Here is a 17,679-nt window from a genome sequence, read left to right on the forward strand (position 1 = left end):
GATCTTTCCCGGCGTGCTGTCGGCCATGCTGTTTGCCTTCACGCTGTCCTATGACGAGTTCTCGCGCACCCTGTTCGCCTCGGGCCGTGACCTGACGCTGCCGCTCGCCATCTACGGCACCTTCTCCGTGGAAGTGCATCCGAACGTCTTCGCCTTCGGTGTGCTGACCACGCTGTTCTCCTTCGCGCTGCTCGGCACCTATGCCGTGCTGATGGGCATGTCCGTCAGACGCGCCAAGCGCATGGCCATTCAGGAGGAGGCGTGATGAGTGGCGTCGCTCTCGTCACCGGTGCGGGTTCCGGCATCGGCCGCGCCATCGCGCTGAAGCTCGCCGCAGACGGTTATGCCGTGACGGTCAACGACCTCTCGCTTGACCGTGCCGAGGCGGTGGCAAACGAAATCCGCGGTGCAGGCGGCAAGGCCGTGGGCGTGGCCGGCGATGTGTCGAGCGAAGCGGATGCGGCCGCCATTCACCGCGCCGCGATCGCCGCGCATGGCGATGTCACGCTTTTGGTCAACAATGCCGGCATCGCGCATCAGGCGCTGTTCGAAAACCTCGACGTGGCCGACTTCGATCGCATGTTCGCGGTCCACGTGCGCGGCACGTTCCTGATGACCAAGGCCGTGCTGCCCGCGATGCTGGCGGCCGGTGCGGGCGTCATCGTCAATGTCGCCTCGCAGCTCGGCCAGATCGGTGGCGTCGAGCTGGTGCACTATTCGGGCGCGAAGGCTGCGATCATCGGCATGACCAAGGCGCTTGCCCGCGAGGTTTCGGCTCGTGGAGTACGCGTGAATGCCGTTGCGCCGGGGCCGATCAACACGCCGCTCGTCATGCAGCTTTCAGAGGAGTGGCGTGACGCCAAACGCGCCGGCCTGCCGCTTGGCCGCTTCGGCGAGCCGCAAGAGGTGGCCGAGACCGTCGCCTTCCTCGCATCCCCCGCCGCCAGCCTTTTTGTCGGACAGACGCTCGGACCGAATTCCGGCGACGTGATGCTTTGATACCGGAGAAAACCATGCCTGCAGAAAACAAACGCATCGTCATCGTCACCGGGGCCGGCATCGGCATTGGCGCGGCAACCGCGAAAGCCTTCGGCGCGCTCGGCGACCACGTCGTCGTCACCGATATCCTCGAAACGGAAGGTCGCGAGACCGCCGAGGCGATCGTCGCGGCCGGCGGCTCGGCGGAATTCCATCGCTACGACGTTCGTTCCACCGCCGCGACGGATGCGCTGGTTTCCGATATCGAGGCGCGGCATGGCCGCATCGACGTGATCGTCGCCAATGCCGGCATTGCTCATCGCACGCCGCTTGCCGACCTCACCGACGAAAAATGGGACCTGACCTTCGATATCGACCTGAAGGGCATCTTCCGGCTCGTGCGCGCGGCCGCGCCCGGCATGCGCAGCAGACGCTCCGGCGCGGTCATCGCGCTCTCGTCCATCATGGGTGTCGCCTATGGTTGGGACGAGCACGTGCATTATTCCGCCGCGAAATCGGGCGTCGTCGGCCTCGTGCGCGGTCTGGCGGTTGAAATGGCGCGCGACGGCGTTCGCGTGAACGGCATCGCGCCGGGCTACATCCGCACCGCCCAGCTCCTCTCCGAAGAGAATTCGCTCGGGCCGGCGGGTGCTGAAAAGGCGGCCGAATTCATTCCGATGGGACGGCTCGGCACGGGCGAGGACATCGCCGATGTCGCTGCATTCCTCGCCTCCGACAATGCGAGATACATGACCGGGCAGGTGCTGGTCGTGGATGGTGGCCTGCTGGTGGGCCGGTACTAGCCGCCCCCAAAGGGCGGAGAACAGGGGCCGCAAAACGGCTCCAGGGAACGACAAACAAACTGGAGAAGAGATATGTTCAAGTCGGAAATAAATCGCCGCTCGCTCCTTAAGCGCTCGGCCGGAGTGATGGCGCTTGCGATGGGCGGCGGCACGCCGTTCCTGTCCTCGCGCATGGCATTTGCGCAGGCCGCCGATCTCGCCGGCCAGCAACTGCGCACCATCGGTCTTTCCGTCACGGTGCAGGAGCGCATTCTCGAGGAGTTCAAGAAGGAATCGGGCGTCGGCGGCACCTCGGGCACGGCAGCGACCTTCCCCGACGCGCAGACCAAGATCCTTTCGGGCTCGAAGGATTATGACTGCTGGGAGATCATCGCCGAGCGCCTGCCATCCATCGTCATGACCGACAATGTCGAGACGATTCCGGCCGCTTCGCTGAAGAACTGGGCCAATATCCGCGATACCTTTACCACGGCCAGCGACAAGTGGGACCGTTCCGCGCAGATCGTCGGCCAGATCTGGGCCGATGAGGCGCAGACCGTGCTCAACATGGTTCCGGCCGTCTACAACTACGACTCGATCGGCTACAATCCGGATGTGGTTTCCGAGGAAGAGGCCAATACCTGGGCCTGCATCTTCGATCCGAAGTGGAAGGGCAAGTCGGGCCTGAATACCGACCCGCTGATTGCTTTCGGCCAGGCCATCATGGCCATGAACTCGCTCGGCCTGTCCGACGTGAAGAACCCGGGCAACCCGACCGCCGCCGAAATCGACGAGGCCGCGGCCTTTCTCATTTCCAAGAAGAAGGAAGGCCAGTTCCGCGCGCTGTGGGGCGATTTCGGCGAACTCGTCAACCTCATGGCATCTGGCGAAATGGTCGTCTCCGACGCATGGCAGCCGGCCGTCATGGCCGTAAAGGCACAGGGCAAGCCGGCGAAGTATGCCGTTCCGAAGGAAGGCTATCGCGGCTGGGCCATCGGTCCGTCGATGATCGCTGGCACCACCAACCGCGACGCCGTCATCGCCTATGCCGATTACTGGCTGTCGGGCGAGCCGGGCATCACGGTTTCCGAGCAGGGCTACTATTCGCCGTCCACCAACATCAAGGATGTCATGGCGCCGGAGAAATACGCCTTCTGGTATGAGGGCAAGCCCTGGGTCGGCGCGGAAGAGCGCGGCATCAAGGAAGGCGACCTGCGCGACGGCGGCTCCCTTGAGGAGCGCGCCAAGAACGTCGCCTACTGGCACCAGTGGCCGGAAGAATACGACCACCTCATCCAGAAGTGGGACGAATTCCTCAACGCTTGATCCCAAGACGTGTGGACCGGGGCGCGCATGGCCCCGGTCCACGGACCGACAATTCGCGAGATGTCCCCATGATTTTCGACCTGGAACTCAAATCCGTCGGCAAGGTCTATGATAACGGAACGCCCGCCGTCATCGACTTCAACCTGTCCGTCACCAAGGGCGAGTTCATCGCCTTTCTTGGGCCGTCGGGCTGCGGCAAGACGACGACCTTGCGCATGATCGCCGGCTTCGAAGGCATATCCTCGGGCGACATGCTGATCCGCGGCGAGCGCATGAACGACGTTCCCCCGCAGCGCCGCCCGACGTCGATGATCTTCCAGAACTATGCGCTCTTCCCCCACATGACCGTGCGCCAGAATGTGGGTTATGGGCTCGATGTGAAGGGCATCGCCAAGACCGAGCGTGATGCGAAGGTCGACCGCATCCTCGCGACGCTGGGCCTTGAGGATATTGCGAGCCGCAAGCCCGACAAGCTGTCCGGCGGCCAGCGGCAACGCATCGCGCTGGCACGCGGCCTCGTCGTGGAACCGGATATTCTGTTGCTGGACGAACCGCTCGGCGCGCTCGACGCGAACCTGCGCAAGGCCATCCAGAACGAGCTGAAGCTTTTGCAGAAGAGCCTCGGCGTCACGTTCATCTTCGTCACCCACGCGCAGTCCGAGGCGCTGGCGCTGTCAGACCGCATCGTGGTGATGAACCAGGGTCGGGTCGAGCAGGTGAGCCCGCCCCACCAGCTCTACACCCGGCCGAACACGCCCTTCGTCGCGCAGTTCATCGGCCGCAACACCGTCCTTTCGGGCGAAGTGGCCGGCAACGAGGGCGAGGACGTCGTGGTCACGACCGGCATCGGCACGCTGTCCGGCCGGGCCAACGGGACCGTTGCCCACAAGGGCCGCGTTAACCTCGTCGTGCCGGCGGAAGCGATCGAGGTCTATGTCGCGGGTGAGGGGACGGCCCCGGGCGCCAAGAATCGCGTCGACGCCCGGATCGAACGGTCGGAGGTGGTCGGCCATATCGCGCATCTGACGGCACGGCTGGGCGACGGCCGATCCGTCTCGCTGGAAGCCCATGTCGATAAGTACCGCCCGGGCAGCTTCCCGGCCGGCACGCCCGTCCTTTTGAGCTGGAACCCCGCCGAAGCGACGGTCATTCCAGCCCACTGACAATTCGAAAACACGTAGGGAACCAAGGAGATACCCCATGGCAAAAGAGATTTTTTGTAGTTTCGGCATCGACGTCGATGCCGTGGCCGGATGGCTCGGCTCCTATGGCGGCGAGGATTCGCCCGACGATATCTCGCGCGGCCTGTTTGCCGGCGAGGTTGGCAGCCCGCGGCTTCTGAAGCTCTTCGAACGCTTCGGCATCAAGACGACCTGGTTCATCCCCGGTCACTCCATCGAGACTTTCCCTGAGCAGATGCAGGCTGTTGCCGATGCCGGCCACGAGATCGGCATCCACGGCTACACCCATGAAAACCCGATCGCGATGACCCGCGAGCAGGAAACGGAAGTGCTCGACAAGTGCATCGAGCTCGTCACCAAGCTGTCCGGCAAGCGTCCGACCGGCTATGTCGCGCCCTGGTGGGAGTTCTCCAACGTCACCAACGAGCTGCTGCTCGAGCGCGGCATCAAGTACGACCATTCGCTGATGCACAACGACTTCACGCCCTATTATGTGCGTGTCGGCGACAGCTGGACGAAGATCGACTATTCCAGGAAGCCGTCCGACTGGATGGTGCCCTTGAAGCGCGGTCATGAGACCGACCTCATCGAAATCCCGGCCTCCTGGTATCTCGATGACCTGCCGCCGATGATGTTCATCAAGAAATCGCCGAACAGCCACGGCTTCGTGAATCCGCACGACATCGAGCAGATGTGGCGCGACCAGTTCGACTGGGTCTATCGCGAGATGGACTATGCCGTCTTCCCGATCACCATCCACCCTGACGTCGCCGGGCGCCCGCAGGTATTGATGATGCTGGAACGTCTTTATGCCCATATGATCAAGCATCCGGGCGTGAAGTTCGTCACGATGAACGAGATCGCGGACGATTTCGCCAAGCGCTTCCCGCGCCAGAAGTAAATATCGAGGGAGCGGGTTTGCCCGCTCCCTTGCCCGGTTCGGAAAGGAACGGCGTTATGTGTTCGCTGTGCGGCGTCATCGGCGGAAACGAACATTGGACGGATGCAGTCGCCCGGCCCGGCGTCTTCACGCGCAATGTCGAGCGGCTCGACCGCCGGCGCGAACGTGCCCGGCGCGTTTCGGCGGCAAACAGCGTGCTGTCGGCCTTCGGCATGAGCGTCTCGGACTGGCAGGGGTCTGCATTTGTGCTGGCGACCCGCACTGGCAAAAGCGAGATGATCGAGGACCTCGGCCATCTCTGGCCGGCGGCGGAGCGGCTTTCCGGGCGGGTGTGCGATCCGCTCGACCCGCAGCTGATTTCGTGCATGGAAGAGGCGAACCATGGCTGAGATGCCCGCCTTCACGCCCGTCCACCTGCTGACCGGTTTTCTCGGTTCCGGCAAGACGACGCTGCTCAAGCGGCTGCTTGCCGCTCCCGCGCTTGCCGATACCGCCGTTCTGATCAACGAATTCGGCGAGATCGGCCTTGATCATCATCTTGTCGAGCGTATCGACGACACGATGGTTCTGCTGCAATCGGGCTGCGTGTGCTGCACGGTGCGCGGCGAGCTTGCCGATGCGCTGCGCGAGCTCCATTCCAAGCGCGACCGTGGCCTCGTGCCCTCTTTCACGCGTGTGATCATCGAAAGCACTGGTCTGGCGGACCCTTTTCCGGTGCTTTCCACGCTGAAATCCGATCCCGTTCTGCGTCACCATTTCCGGGCCGGCACCGTCGTCACGACAGTGGATGCCGTCAACGGCTTGGCGCAGCTCGATACCTATGTGGAATCCACCCGGCAGGCGGCTATCGCCGACCGGCTCGTCATCACCAAGGCCGATCTGTGCGAGGACAAGGCCGGCCTGAGCCGCCTCCTGTCGCGCCTGACGGAGTTCAACCCGGATGCCCAGCGTATCATGGCCGGCAGCGACGATCCGGATGCCGATGCGCTTTTCGGTGACGATGTGGCCCAGCGCGCCACCAAGCTCCAGTCGCCGAGCGGTTTCTACTGCGATACGCCGACGTTGCGGGTGACGGCCGAGGGCGTGGCGCTGCATACGGCCATCTCCTCCTTCGTCATCACCGTCGACAGGCCGATCGACTGGACCGGCTTCGGGATCTGGCTCACCATGCTGCTCAACCGGCATGGCGAACGTGTGCTGCGGGTGAAGGGCATCCTCGACCTCGTGGGCGAGGATCGCCCCGTCGCCGTGCACGGCGTACAGCATCTCGTGCACCCGCCGGTGCACCTCGATGCGTGGCCTCTTGGGGAGCGTGTCTCGCGCCTCGTCTTTATTGTTGACGGTCTCGATGCGAACCTGTTGAAACGGTCCTTCAACGCCTTCGCGCTTGCCGGGAACAGCGATGCCCGTCCACAGCCAGAGGCCGCAGCGCAGATCCGGAACGCCTAGAGCCCTTCATGAACAAGCATTCCCCGAAAGCGGTTCCAGCAGCTCCGGCCGTCCACACCGCCGGACGCCCGAAGCTGCGCGTGCTGGGAACCGCAATCTCTCTCCTGGAGGAATTGCGGCTCAAGGCGGAGGCCGATCTGGGCATCGATATCTGCTTCGACAACAACGATTTTATCGTGACCCAGCACAAGGCCGCGCAGGAGCCGGACAGCTACGATATCTACGATCAGTGTTTCCACAATCTCGATATCGTCTGGTACTGGCGGGCCATCCAGCCCATCGAGACGGCGCGCATAACGCTGTGGGACGAAATCAACGATCTGACGAAGACCGGCCAGATCGGTCCCAGCGCCCGCATGGGGCTGGGCGATGTTCCGGCGCGCAAGCTCTATGTGCAGCCGAGCCTCGCGCTCGGTGACGCGCCGACAGCGCGCATCTCGATGCTGCCGACGACCCACAATTTCGACAGTTTCGCCTATCGGAGCGATGCCGTGGAGCACCGGCCGGGCATGGCGAGCTGGGCCGCCCTTCTGGACGAGCGTTGGAGCGGCCGGGCCGCCTTGGTCGACGAGCCGGCCATCGGCATCTTCGATGCGGCACTTGCAGCCCAGGCCGCCGGCCTGATGACCTTCGGCGACATCGGCAACATGACCGTCGCGGAGATCGATCAACTGGTGGATATCCTGGAGGCGCGTCGCAAGGCGGGCTTCTTCCGCAGCTTCTGGCGTACGGCCGAGGATGCCGCCCGGCTGATGATCGACGGCGACACCGATATCCAGAGCATGTGGTCGACGGGTATCGGCATTCTCAACAGCCAGGGCCTGCCCGTCGAGCAGGCGGCGCCCGCGGAAGGGTACCGCGCCTGGCACGGCGGTCTCTGCCTGTCGCGCAACCTGTCCGGCCGCATGCTCGATGTCGCCTATGAATATCTCAACTGGTGGATTTCCGGTTGGCCGGGTGCCGTGGTGGCGCGGCAGGGCTATTACATCTCGACGCCGGAGCGCTCGCGCGGCTATATGACGCCAGCGGAATGGGACTACTGGTACGAGGGGCTTCCGGCGCGCGAAGACCTGCCCGGGCCGGATGGAACCGTCCGCATCAGGCGCGGCGCGGTGCGCAGCGGCGGTTCCTACTGGCAGCGTGCCAACAGCATTGCCGTCTGGAACACCACCATGGATGAACACAACTACCTCGTCCGACGCTGGATGCAGCTGGTCGGTCGCGCAGACAAGGATATCTGAGCATGACCCCTCGCTCGATCGCGCAGCTTTCGGTTCTTCTCCAGTCGGGTGCGCTCGACCCGGTCGATCTCGTGGAGGAAACGCTCGCCGCCATTGCCGGCCACCCGGACCAGACCATCTTCACGACGGTGCTGGCCCAGCGCGCGCGAATGGAGGTAGCGGCCTCCCGCAAGCGGCTGGCGGAAGGCCGTTCGCGCGGCGTTCTCGAAGGCGTGCCGCTCGCCTGGAAGGATCTTTTCGACATCGAGGGCCTGCCGACCACCGCCGGCTCCCGTGTGCTTAAGGACAGCGCGCCCGCCAGACAGGACGCGGCCGTGGTGCGTGCGCTTGCCGATGCCGGCATGGTGAGCGTCGGACGGGTCAACATGAGCGAGTTTGCCTTCTCCGGCCTCGGCATCAACCCGACGTTCGGCACGCCGCGCAATCCGGCTTCGCCGCAGGGTGAGCACCGTATTCCGGGCGGCTCGTCGTCCGGCTCCGGCGTTGCGGTCGCCGCCGGGCTTGTGCCCGTCTCCATCGGCACGGATACGGGCGGATCGGTGCGCATTCCCGCCGCCTTCAACGGCGTCGTCGGCTACAAGGCGACGCGCGGGCGCTACGCGATGGATGGGGTCTTTCCGCTGGCAAGGAGCCTGGATTCGTTAGGGCCGCTCTGCCATACCGTGCAGGATGCGGTCTGGATCGATGCGGCGATGCGCGGCGCGCCGGCCGCCGGTGTCTTGAAGCGCGTGGCGGTTTCCGACCTCTCCTTCGTCGTCCCGGAGACCGTGATGTTCGACGGCGCGGAACCAGAGGTCGTCACGGCTTTCGAGGCGGCCGTCGAGCGGCTGGCGAAGGCGGGTGCCCGCGTCCGTCGCGAAGCCTTTCCGGAATTCGCCGCCATCTTCGACCTGATGGCCAGGCACGGTGCGCTGGTAACCGCCGAGGCCTATGTGCTTCACCGCGAGCGCATCACGGGCGCGGCGGCGGCTGACATGGACCCGCGCGTCGTCAAGCGCACGCTCATGGGTGAGAAGATTTCCCTCGCCGACTATATCGCGACGCTTGAAGCGCGCGAAAGGCTGATGGCGTCGTTTACGGCTCGCCTCGGCCCTGGCGATTTCCTCATCAGCCCGACGCTTCCTCATGTCGCGCCGGCAGTTCAGCCCCTGCTCGACGATGAAGACTTGTTCTTCGCGACGAATGCCAAAACGTTGCGCAACACGCTGATCGGCAATTTCCTCGACGTCTGCGGCGTTTCCCTGCCATGCGGCACGGGCGCGGCCGGCATGCCGGTGGGCCTCCTCGTCTCGGGCCCGAAGGATAGCGACGACGCCCTCCTTGCGGTGGCGGGTGCCGTGGAAAGCCTGCTTGGCTGACAATTGCGCCGCCGGTTTCGGGTAAAGCCTTTCCGATTCAGCGCGTTCGTGCCATCCGGGGTAAAAATCCGCGGCCGGGCCTTCCCCTTACGTGAGGGATGTGCCGTTCTGGCCTTTCCAAACACGCTTCGGGCCTTACATTGAGCAATGAACGGCTTTGCGGCTGTCAGGGCTTGGATGCCGACCCGTGACGTCGGGCCGGTGGTGATGTGAGGCGCATCTGGGTGTTGTTTGCGTTTTGCCGACGGAGGATTTGATGCACGCAAACGGTGTTGACCTCGATAGCTGCGCGCGCGAACCCATCCACGTTCCCGGATCGGTCCAGCCGCATGGCGCGCTGCTCGTGCTCGATCCCGCCGATCTCCGCATTCTGCAGGTTTCCGCGAATGTCGCCGACATCGCCGGTACGGATGCAGCCGGCATTGCCGCGGTGCTTTCGCCCGAGCTTGCCGCTTGGAAGGCGTCGGGATCTCTCCCGGCGCGCCTCGCTGCGCCCGGCTATCCGCTCGATATCGCCGTGCATCTTCATGATGGCCGCGTCATCGTGGAGCTGGAGCGGGCCGCATCGGAAGCGATGGACGATCCGTTCGCGCGGCTGACCGCATTCGCGCAACAGATGGCCGGCAACATCGAACTGGGCGACGCGCTTTCGGCTGCGGCCCGGCTGATCGTCCAGCTCTCGAACTTCGACCGTGCGCTCGTCTACCGGTTCGATGCGGACTGGAACGGCCACGTCGTCGCGGAAGCCGGCAACGGCACGCTGCCGTCCTATCTGGATCTGCGCTTCCCGGCGGGCGACATCCCCGCCCAGGCGCGCGACCTCTATCGTCTCAATCCCTTGCGCCTGATCCCGGACGCCGACTATACGCCCGTGCCCTTGCTCGCCCTGGACGAGGAGCAGGGCCTGGCGCCGGTCGACATGACGTTCACGCAGATTCGCAGCGTGTCGCCCGTCCACCTCGAATATATGCGCAACATGGGCACGCTGTCGTCCATGTCCATATCGATCCTGATCGACGGCCGGTTATGGGGCCTGCTCGCCTGCCATAGCCGCCAGCCGCATATCGTTCCGGTCCGGGTGCGCGACGCCTGCAATTTCGTCGCTCAAAGCCTTGCGATGCAGATCGGTGCTGCCTCGCGTGCGCAAACGGCGGCCATCGGCGTCGAGCTCGGGCGGCTGCATACGAAGCTCCTGGCATCCATGGCCGATGCGGACCGCTGGGACGACGGGCTGGCGAATGCGTCCGACACTCTGCTGGCCCTCACACGCGCGTCCGGTGCGGCGATCCTCTCGCAGAACGGCTTCTCGCGGGTGGGAGATGCGCCGGACGAGGAGGCGGTGCGCCGGCTGACGCAATGGCTGTCCGAAAACGGCATCGCATCCGATGTCTATGCGACGGACTGCCTGGCTGCCGCCGGTTTCGACGACAGGAGCGTGACGGAGACCGCCTGCGGCATTCTCGCGTGCCGCATCTCCGAAAGCGATGACAATTGGCTCGTCTGGTTCCGGCCGGAGGTCATCCGAACCGTCACCTGGGGCGGCGATCCGCACAAGGTGGTGCGCGAAAGCGGCCGGATCCATCCGCGCAAGTCTTTCGAGGCATGGCGGGAAAGCGTACGTGACAGGAGTGCGCCCTGGCATGAGGCGGAGATCGGCGCGGCACATGATCTTCGTGCCTCCATTGTCGAGATCGTCCTGAAGAAGGCCGAGCAATTGGCGCGGCTTGCGGCCGACCTGCAGAAATCCAACAAGGAGTTGGAGGCGTTCTCCTATTCGATCTCCCATGATCTTCGCGCGCCGTTCCGGCACATCGTCGGTTTCTCGCAGCTCCTGACCGAGCGCGAGAAAAATCTCGACGAGCGTTCGCGCCATTATCTCAAGATGATATCGGACTCGGCGCTGGCTGCCGGCGAACTGGTCGATGACCTCCTGACATTCTCCCATCTCGGACGGGCGACGCTGGCGAGCGGCAAGGTCGATATGAACAAACTCGTCGAGGAAGTGCGGCTGGGCCTGGCCGAAGATATCAAGGACCGCGCTATCGAATGGCGGGTCGGGGATCTGCCGATGACACGGGGCGACGGCGCACTGTTGCGTCAGGTCTGGCACAACATGATCGAAAACGCCGTGAAGTACACCCGCCCGCGCGCGCCCGCGCGCATCGACATATCGGGCGAGCCCGTTGATGGCGGCCTTTTATACCGGGTGCAGGACAATGGCGTCGGCTTCGACATGGCTTATAAGGCAAAGCTCTTCGGTGTCTTCCAGCGCCTTCAGCGCAGCGAGGATTTCGAGGGAACCGGTATCGGTCTTGCACTTGTCAAACGCATCGTGGAAAGGCATGGCGGCAGCGTTGATGCCACGGGTACGGTCGATGGCGGCGCCTGCTTCACTTTTTTCCTGCCCGTTCTACCGGAGGAGTAACGCGTGTCCGACCTGAGGCCCATCTTGCTGGTGGAAGACAATCCCCGAGACCTCGAATTGACCTTGACGGCCCTGGAGAAGTGTCAGATCGCCAACGACATCATCATTGCGCGCGACGGCGCCGAGGCGCTCGATTTCCTGAACCAGGACGGGGCATTCGCCACGCGCGAACCGGGCGACCCTGCCGTGGTGCTGCTGGACCTCAAGCTGCCCAAGGTGGACGGATTGGAGGTGCTGGCCAAGGTGAAGGGCGATCGGAACCTGCGCCACATTCCCATCGTTATGCTGACGTCCTCTCGCGAAGAGCAGGACCTCGTCAACAGTTACGAACTCGGCGTGAACGCCTTTGTCGTGAAGCCGGTCGAGTTCAGCCAGTTTTTCAAGGCGATCCAGGACCTCGGCGTGTTCTGGGCGCTGCTCAACGAGCCCCCGCCGAAGTCCCGGCAACGTGGCGGGAGCTGATATGGATTGCATGCCCAAGATTCTTCTTCTGGAAGACAGTGCCGTCGATGCCGAACTGATCGAAGCCCAGCTCGAAGGTCTGGAGGGGACGGTGACCCTGACCCGGGTCGCGACGCGGGCGGCGTATGAGGCCGCGCTCGCGCGCGAGAGCTTCGATATCATTCTCTCCGATTTTTCCCTGCCGGACTTTGACGGCATGGCCGCGCTCGATGTCGCGCTGTCGGCCGCGCCCGGTGCGCCGTTCATCTTCGTGTCTGGGGTGCTTGGCGAAGAGGCGGCGATTGCGGCCTTCCGCAAGGGCGCGACCGATTATGTCCTCAAGCAACGCCTGGTGCGCCTGCCGGCGGCCGTCACGCGGGCGCTGAACGAGGCGCGCGAACGGGACACGCGCAAGCGGATCGAACAACAGAAGGATTTGCTGGTCCGTGAACTCAGCCACCGCGTCAAGAACAACCTCGCCGTCGTCCTGTCGCTGATCCGCCGTACCGGTCGAAACTGCGCCACCGTCGCCGAGTTCGAGGCGAAGCTTGTTGCCCGTGTCCGCGCCATGGCAGATGCCCACGAGCTTCTTTTCGAAGGCAACTGGGATGAGACCGAGCTTCTCAACGTCTTCCGCAGGGCGGTACGCCCCTACAACGCCGATCTGTCACGCTTTGATTTCGGCCGTCACGATCTCGTTCGGCTCGATCCGAAGGCCGCGCTTTCGATCGGCATGGTGGTCAGCGAACTCGTCACAAACGCAGCGAAATACGGGGCTCTGACGAATGATCAGGGGCGTGTGGCGATCGAGTGGTTCGTCCAGCAGGACACGAATTCAGGCGCTATTCTGCACTTCACATGGTCCGAAAGCGGCGGGCCAAGTGTTGCGACGCCTGACGGCGAGGGCTTCGGCACGCAGCTGATCAAGACCAATATCGAATATGAACTCGAGGGTCAGGCAAGGCTCGACTACAAGGATCAGGGCTTTGCGGCGGAGATCAGCATTCCGCTTCCCGTGACCTAGAGCATTTCCAGCCGGAGCGAAGTCGCTTCGGCGTCGGATAATGCGGTAAAAACAGGGATCTAGAGCATTTCCGGTGAACCGGAGTTTACCGGAAATGCTCTAGGATGCCTTGTCGATCTGCTCCAACAGGCGGCGATGCAGGAGGCTGAGGTCGCAGGGCTTTGGCAGGAGCACGACATTGCTGAGATCCGCCTGCGTTTCCGGAAGTTCGGCATAGCCCGAGCAGACGACGAGCGGGGTGCCTGCCTTGTCCAGTTGTTCGATGACGGGATAGGAGTAGACCCCGCGCAAATTGAGATCCAGAACGGCAGCGTCGATGCCTTCGGAGACCGCTCGCAAAGCCTGCTCGACGCTGGACACGGGACCGACGACCCTCGCACCGAGGTCGGTGAAGAAGTCCTCCAGGTCGAGAGCCAGGAGCGGGTCGTCCTCCAGAATGAGGACGCGCTTGTTTTCAAATCCGTTGTTCACTTGATATTCCGATATTTCCTGTTAGCGAGCGCTCGCTGTAAGTAGAGCCTTGTCGGCCTTGTTCAATATCGGCAGCAAAGTTGTTTCGGTGGGAGCTGAGCACCGTTGGCAATTGGCGGCCGGCTCCTATGTTATGCAAGCGTTGCACCGAAGGCGGATTTTTGAGTGGATTTGAAAGCGTTGTCCCGAGACGAACTCGAACGCGAGGTCGTTCGTCTTCGCGCGTTGGGGACGGAGGCGGAAGCCGATACGGCCGAGGGCGCCATGCTGCGCGCGCAGGCGCGATACCGCGCGCTGTTCGAGGCGATCGACGACGGTTTCTGCATTATCGGCTTCATCGACGGGCCGGAAGGTCCCATGAGCGACTATGTGCATGTGGAGGCCAATTCCGGCTACGAGCGCCACACCGGTATCCCCGATATCGTCGGCAAGCGCCTCCGTGAAATCGAGCCCGCCAATGCGGATATCTGGCTGGAGCTGTATGGGGGTGTCCTGCGCACCGGACGGGCGGTTCGTTTCGAACAGGAATTCAAGGCGGTCGGCCGCTTCATCGAAGTGTCAGCAACCCGTATCGAGCCTGAAAGCCTCTGCCAGGTCGCGGTCCTGTTCCGTGACGTGACCGCGCGCAAGCTTGCCGAGGCGGCCCTGCGCGAGAGCGAGAGCCGTGCGCGCTACAACATACAGCGTGTCCAGCTCGCGATGGCCGCGGGTGCCATCATAGGCACATGGTTCTGGGACGTTCCTTCGGACCGCTTCACGGTCGATGAGGGTTTCGCCGAGGCTTTCGGGTTTGATCCGCAGAAAGGCCGAAGCGGCTTTGAACCACGGCCATCTGGAGCGCGGCATGCAGGTGGTGACGAAACCGTTTCCCTCTGAAACCCTCGCACGCCGTGTTAAGGACCTTATCGGCGGCGCGGCGGCGTAGCCGTCCGTCAGTTGTCCAGATCCGATTCCAACACTGCCATGCCGCGATGGAACGCGACATGGCGCCTGAATTCGAACGACCGAGGCACATGGCTTACAGCGAACGACGCTTTGAACTGAGAGACCGGACACGCGATGGCCACGAGCGGCTGGACGCGGCCATTGGCGCGTTTGACAGCGTGCAAAGCTATGGCCGCTATGTCGGCTTTCTCGGCACATTCCGAGCCACGATGGATGACCAGCTGGCAGGTGTCGCCTGGCCCGCTCAGTGGCGTTGGCGACCCACCATGGTCTCGGCAGCGTTGGCTCAGGATGCGCACGATCTGGGGCTGGAGGTCGCCCGGTCGATGAAGGTGGTGATCGACCTCGGCGATCCAAGTGCCCTGCTCGGTGCCCTTTATGTGCTTGAGGGATCGACCCTCGGTGCGCGCGTTTTACGGCAGCGCGCTGCGGACCTTGGCATGACTGGCGGATACGGGGCGAGACATCTGTCCCTTATGTCAAATGATATAGCGCAGTGGCAGTCGTTCCTAGTATTGTTGGACGACGCAGGCGATTTCGATATGGACCGCGCGGCCGCGACGGCCAATGAGGTCTTTGCCCTTGCCTTGCGATGCTTTGAAAGTGGTCGTGTTGTCTACCAGTGATGCTGTAAACCTGAGTACCTGCGATCGTGAGCCGATCCACATTCCCGGCAGCATCCAGCCGCACGGATGCCTGATCGCGTGCGATATAAGCCTGACGCGGATCGAGCGTGCGTCCGCCAATGCCGCCGATATTATCGGATATCCCGGCAACCTTGTCGGCCGGGACGCTGCCGAGGTGCTCGGCGAACAGTTGCTGCACGATCTTCGCAACGCCATGGCTGCCACCAATTCGGCATCGCGGCCGGCGCTTATGCTGGACGTGGCACTTGGTGAACGCGTCTTCGATATCGCAATCCATCATTACAAGTCTGCGGTCATCATCGAATTCGAGCTGGCACCGTCTCTCGGCCAGCCCTTGCACATTGCCCGCGAGATGATCGGCCGGATCAGCGATGTCACGGAGGTGGAGCGGCTCGTGCAGCGCGCGGGCCGCGTCGTCGCTGGCGTGACAGGATATGACCGGGTCATGGTCTACCGCTTCGAACAAGACGGTTCGGGCAAGGTGGTGAGCGAAACCAAGCGTGCGGATCTGGAGAGCTTTCTCGGGCAGTACTTTCCCGCGAGCGACATTCCGCAGCAGGCGCGAACGCTCTACCTCAAGAACACGATCCGGGTGATTGCGGATTCCAGCGGCAGCCGCGTGCCGATCGAGCCCGTGCTGGATGCGTCCGGTGAACCACTCGATCTCAGCTTCGCGCATCTGCGCAGCGTATCGCCGATCCATTGCGAGTATCTGCGTAACATGGGCGTTGCCGCCTCGATGTCCATCTCGATCGTGCTCGACGGCTCGCTGTGGGGACTGATCGCGTGCCACCACTACGCGCCGCGCGTTCTACCGATGGCGCAGCGTGTCGCGATGGAGGTGTTCGGCGAGTTCTTCTCCCTGCACCTCAAATCACTCAAGGAGCGCCAGCGCGTAGCCGCCGTGGCGGGAACGCGCGAGGCGCTCGATCGCTTTCTGATCCTTTCCTCCCATCATGAAGATCTCGGCGCCCTGCTGCGGCAGAGCCTGCAGGAGTTTTCCCGGCTTCTGCCCAATGATGGCGCCGGCGTCATGTTCGATGGCCGGTGGACCGGCACGGGTGCCACGCCACCGGATGATGCGTTGCCTGGTCTTCTCGATTTCGTGCAGCGGGTGGGAGAGGGGCGTATCTGGGCGACCCACAGCCTGTCGCAGAAAATGCCCGAAGCGAGCGCCTACGGCGACCGCGTGTCCGGTGTGCTCGCCATTCCGCTGTCGCAGACGGGATCGGACTGCCTGTTCTTCTTCCGCAAGGAACTCGTCCAGACGCTGAATTGGGCGGGCAATCCCGATAAGACCTACGAGGCAGGCCCGCTCGGCGATCGTCTGACGCCGCGCAAGAGCTTCGCGATCTGGAAGGAGACGGTGAAGGGACAGGCGCAGTCCTGGGTCGAATCCGAGCGCGAGATCGCCGAGATTGTGCGCGTCGCAATCGTTGAAATCGTTCTTCGGCAGAACGAGCTTATGGCGGGGGAACGGCGCAAGTCGGAAGTGCGCCAGCGCATGTTGAACGAGGAACTAAGCCACCGGGTGAAGAACATCCTGGCGGTCATCAAGTCTCTGGTGACGAGCCCGCAGCAGCACAAGAATACGCTGGAGCAATATGTCGCGACGTTGCAGGGACGGATCGAGGCATTGGCCATCGCCCATGACCAGGTGGTGCGCGGCGATGGCGGCGGCATACTCTCCGAGCTTCTCGATGCCGAACTCCGGCCCTACCGGGCCAAGGAGGCGACGATCGTCCTCGAAGGCCCGGCGATCTGGCTGGACAGCCGCGCTTTTTCCGTCATGGCGCTGGTCTTTCACGAACTTGCCACCAATGCGGCGAAGTATGGTGCCCTTTCGGTGCCGACCGGCACCGTCGCTGTGACGTGGGAGATGACGGCGACGGGAACCTGCGAAATCCGCTGGCGGGAGCAAGGCGGACCGGTTGTCAGTGTTCCCTCGCGCAGCGGTTTTGGCAGTGCCCTTATCGATCGCAGCGTGCCCTATGACCTTGGCGGCGAGAGCGTGGTCAAGTTCGAGCCGTCGGGCCTCGTTGCGGAATTCCGCATTCCCCCGCCGCATGTGAAGCTGACAGCGTCCAAGGTGCAAACGACGATGCGGGCCGCCGAGCGCGCTCCGGAGGCCGCCGACACGCTGGCCGCGGCCGATCCTTCGGTTCTGATCCTGGAAGACCAGATCCTCATCGCGCTGGATCTGGAGGCTATGCTTGCGGACGAGAGACTGACCAGAGTGATGACGACGAGTTCAGTCCGGCAGGCAATGGCACAGATCGAAACCGAGGCGCCGGACCTTGCCATCCTGGACATCAATCTGGGGCAGACCACATCCTTCCCCGTTGCCGAGGAGCTTCGGCGGAAATCCATCCCGTTCGTCTTCGCGACCGGCTACGGCGAAAATGCACAGCTCCCGGAAGAGCTTGCGGGTGTCCCGATTGTTCACAAACCCTACAGCCGAAACACCATCGTTTCGGCGCTGACGTCGCTCCTGCAAAAGCGATAGAGGC

15 protein-coding genes and 2 pseudogenes are annotated in these 17,679 nt (G+C 63.4%); 16 read left to right on the forward strand and 1 reads right to left on the reverse strand.

The features are described 5' to 3' along the window. The 13 genes and pseudogenes from B5M41_RS00005 to B5M41_RS00065 all read left to right on the forward strand — a co-directional run. Positions 1–265 (forward strand): annotated as a pseudogene (locus tag B5M41_RS00005) (ABC transporter permease); the annotation flags it as partial. Continuing rightward, entirely contained in the window at positions 265–999 is a 735-nt protein-coding gene (locus B5M41_RS00010; protein ID WP_134652671.1) for an SDR family NAD(P)-dependent oxidoreductase, read from the forward strand. The pseudogene B5M41_RS00005 and the gene B5M41_RS00010, both read left to right, overlap by 1 nt. Before the next feature lie 14 nt (positions 1,000–1,013). Next, a complete protein-coding gene (locus B5M41_RS00015) occupies positions 1,014–1,781 on the forward strand; it encodes an SDR family NAD(P)-dependent oxidoreductase (RefSeq protein WP_134652669.1) in 768 nt (255 codons plus the stop codon). A gap of 72 nt (positions 1,782–1,853) precedes the next feature. Next, positions 1,854–3,086, forward strand: coding sequence for an ABC transporter substrate-binding protein (locus tag B5M41_RS00020; RefSeq protein ID WP_134652667.1), 1,233 nt, complete (start codon positions 1,854–1,856; stop codon positions 3,084–3,086). 68 nt (positions 3,087–3,154) lie between these two features. Continuing rightward, positions 3,155–4,249 (forward strand): ABC transporter ATP-binding protein, encoded by a 1,095-nt coding sequence (locus B5M41_RS00025; protein ID WP_134652665.1) that lies wholly within the window; start codon positions 3,155–3,157, stop codon positions 4,247–4,249. Between the two features lie 37 nt (positions 4,250–4,286). After that, entirely contained in the window at positions 4,287–5,168 is an 882-nt protein-coding gene (locus tag B5M41_RS00030; RefSeq protein ID WP_134652662.1) for a polysaccharide deacetylase family protein, read from the forward strand. Between the two features lie 56 nt (positions 5,169–5,224). Next, positions 5,225–5,557: a hypothetical protein gene (locus B5M41_RS00035; RefSeq protein ID WP_134652660.1), complete on the forward strand. Its 333-nt coding sequence runs from the start codon at positions 5,225–5,227 to the stop codon at positions 5,555–5,557. Then, the gene (locus B5M41_RS00040) at positions 5,550–6,617 is read left to right on the forward strand and encodes a CobW family GTP-binding protein (RefSeq protein WP_134652658.1); all 1,068 of its coding nucleotides are present in this window, start codon (positions 5,550–5,552) and stop codon (positions 6,615–6,617) included. The genes B5M41_RS00035 and B5M41_RS00040 overlap by 8 nt, the downstream gene beginning before the upstream one ends. Before the next feature lie 8 nt (positions 6,618–6,625). Continuing rightward, complete coding sequence (locus B5M41_RS00045; protein WP_134652656.1) at positions 6,626–7,858, forward strand: ABC transporter substrate-binding protein; 1,233 nt, start codon at positions 6,626–6,628, stop codon at positions 7,856–7,858. Positions 7,859–7,860: 2 nt separating this feature from the next. Further along, positions 7,861–9,216 carry an amidase gene (locus tag B5M41_RS00050; protein ID WP_134652654.1) on the forward strand — a complete coding sequence of 452 codons (1,356 nt, stop codon included), beginning with the start codon at positions 7,861–7,863 and terminating at the stop codon, positions 9,214–9,216. Positions 9,217–9,472: 256 nt separating this feature from the next. Next, positions 9,473–11,641 carry an ATP-binding protein gene (locus B5M41_RS00055; protein WP_134652652.1) on the forward strand — a complete coding sequence of 723 codons (2,169 nt, stop codon included), beginning with the start codon at positions 9,473–9,475 and terminating at the stop codon, positions 11,639–11,641. Positions 11,642–11,644: 3 nt separating this feature from the next. Beyond that, entirely contained in the window at positions 11,645–12,103 is a 459-nt protein-coding gene (locus B5M41_RS00060; protein WP_134652650.1) for a response regulator, read from the forward strand. 10 nt (positions 12,104–12,113) lie between these two features. Next, entirely contained in the window at positions 12,114–13,106 is a 993-nt protein-coding gene (locus B5M41_RS00065) for a sensor histidine kinase (protein ID WP_230639929.1), read from the forward strand. Between the two features lie 99 nt (positions 13,107–13,205). On the opposite strand, the gene B5M41_RS00070 is transcribed toward B5M41_RS00065, so the two are convergent. Continuing rightward, complete coding sequence (locus B5M41_RS00070; RefSeq protein WP_134652646.1) at positions 13,206–13,577, reverse strand: response regulator; 372 nt, start codon at positions 13,575–13,577, stop codon at positions 13,206–13,208. Between the two features lie 264 nt (positions 13,578–13,841). Between B5M41_RS00070 and B5M41_RS00075 the strand changes: the two are divergent. The 3 genes and pseudogenes from B5M41_RS00075 to B5M41_RS00085 form a co-directional block, all read left to right on the forward strand. Then, positions 13,842–14,393, forward strand: a pseudogene (locus B5M41_RS00075) (hybrid sensor histidine kinase/response regulator); the annotation flags it as partial. Positions 14,394–14,560: 167 nt separating this feature from the next. Further along, positions 14,561–15,148: a biliverdin-producing heme oxygenase gene (locus B5M41_RS00080; RefSeq protein ID WP_167719466.1), complete on the forward strand. Its 588-nt coding sequence runs from the start codon at positions 14,561–14,563 to the stop codon at positions 15,146–15,148. Beyond that, the gene (locus B5M41_RS00085; protein WP_413713154.1) at positions 15,132–17,675 is read left to right on the forward strand and encodes an HWE histidine kinase domain-containing protein; all 2,544 of its coding nucleotides are present in this window, start codon (positions 15,132–15,134) and stop codon (positions 17,673–17,675) included. The genes B5M41_RS00080 and B5M41_RS00085 overlap by 17 nt, the downstream gene beginning before the upstream one ends. Positions 17,676–17,679: the final 4 nt, after the last annotated feature.

Source organism: Shinella sumterensis (genome assembly GCF_004514425.2).
In the GTDB taxonomy this organism is placed as follows: Bacteria; Pseudomonadota; Alphaproteobacteria; order Rhizobiales; family Rhizobiaceae; genus Shinella; species Shinella sumterensis.

Coding starts and splice junctions, on each gene's coding strand:
- B5M41_RS00015 (WP_134652669.1), top strand. CDS start 1,014: ATGCCTGCAGAAAACAAACGCATCGTCATCGTCACCGGGGCCGGCATC.
- B5M41_RS00035 (WP_134652660.1), top strand. CDS start 5,225: ATGTGTTCGCTGTGCGGCGTCATCGGCGGAAACGAACATTGGACGGAT.
- B5M41_RS00030 (WP_134652662.1), top strand. CDS start 4,287: ATGGCAAAAGAGATTTTTTGTAGTTTCGGCATCGACGTCGATGCCGTG.
- B5M41_RS00025 (WP_134652665.1), top strand. CDS start 3,155: ATGATTTTCGACCTGGAACTCAAATCCGTCGGCAAGGTCTATGATAAC.
- B5M41_RS00065 (WP_230639929.1), top strand. CDS start 12,114: ATGCCCAAGATTCTTCTTCTGGAAGACAGTGCCGTCGATGCCGAACTG.
- B5M41_RS00010 (WP_134652671.1), top strand. CDS start 265: ATGAGTGGCGTCGCTCTCGTCACCGGTGCGGGTTCCGGCATCGGCCGC.
- B5M41_RS00080 (WP_167719466.1), top strand. CDS start 14,561: ATGGCGCCTGAATTCGAACGACCGAGGCACATGGCTTACAGCGAACGA.
- B5M41_RS00050 (WP_134652654.1), top strand. CDS start 7,861: ATGACCCCTCGCTCGATCGCGCAGCTTTCGGTTCTTCTCCAGTCGGGT.
- B5M41_RS00045 (WP_134652656.1), top strand. CDS start 6,626: ATGAACAAGCATTCCCCGAAAGCGGTTCCAGCAGCTCCGGCCGTCCAC.
- B5M41_RS00055 (WP_134652652.1), top strand. CDS start 9,473: ATGCACGCAAACGGTGTTGACCTCGATAGCTGCGCGCGCGAACCCATC.
- B5M41_RS00020 (WP_134652667.1), top strand. CDS start 1,854: ATGTTCAAGTCGGAAATAAATCGCCGCTCGCTCCTTAAGCGCTCGGCC.
- B5M41_RS00040 (WP_134652658.1), top strand. CDS start 5,550: ATGGCTGAGATGCCCGCCTTCACGCCCGTCCACCTGCTGACCGGTTTT.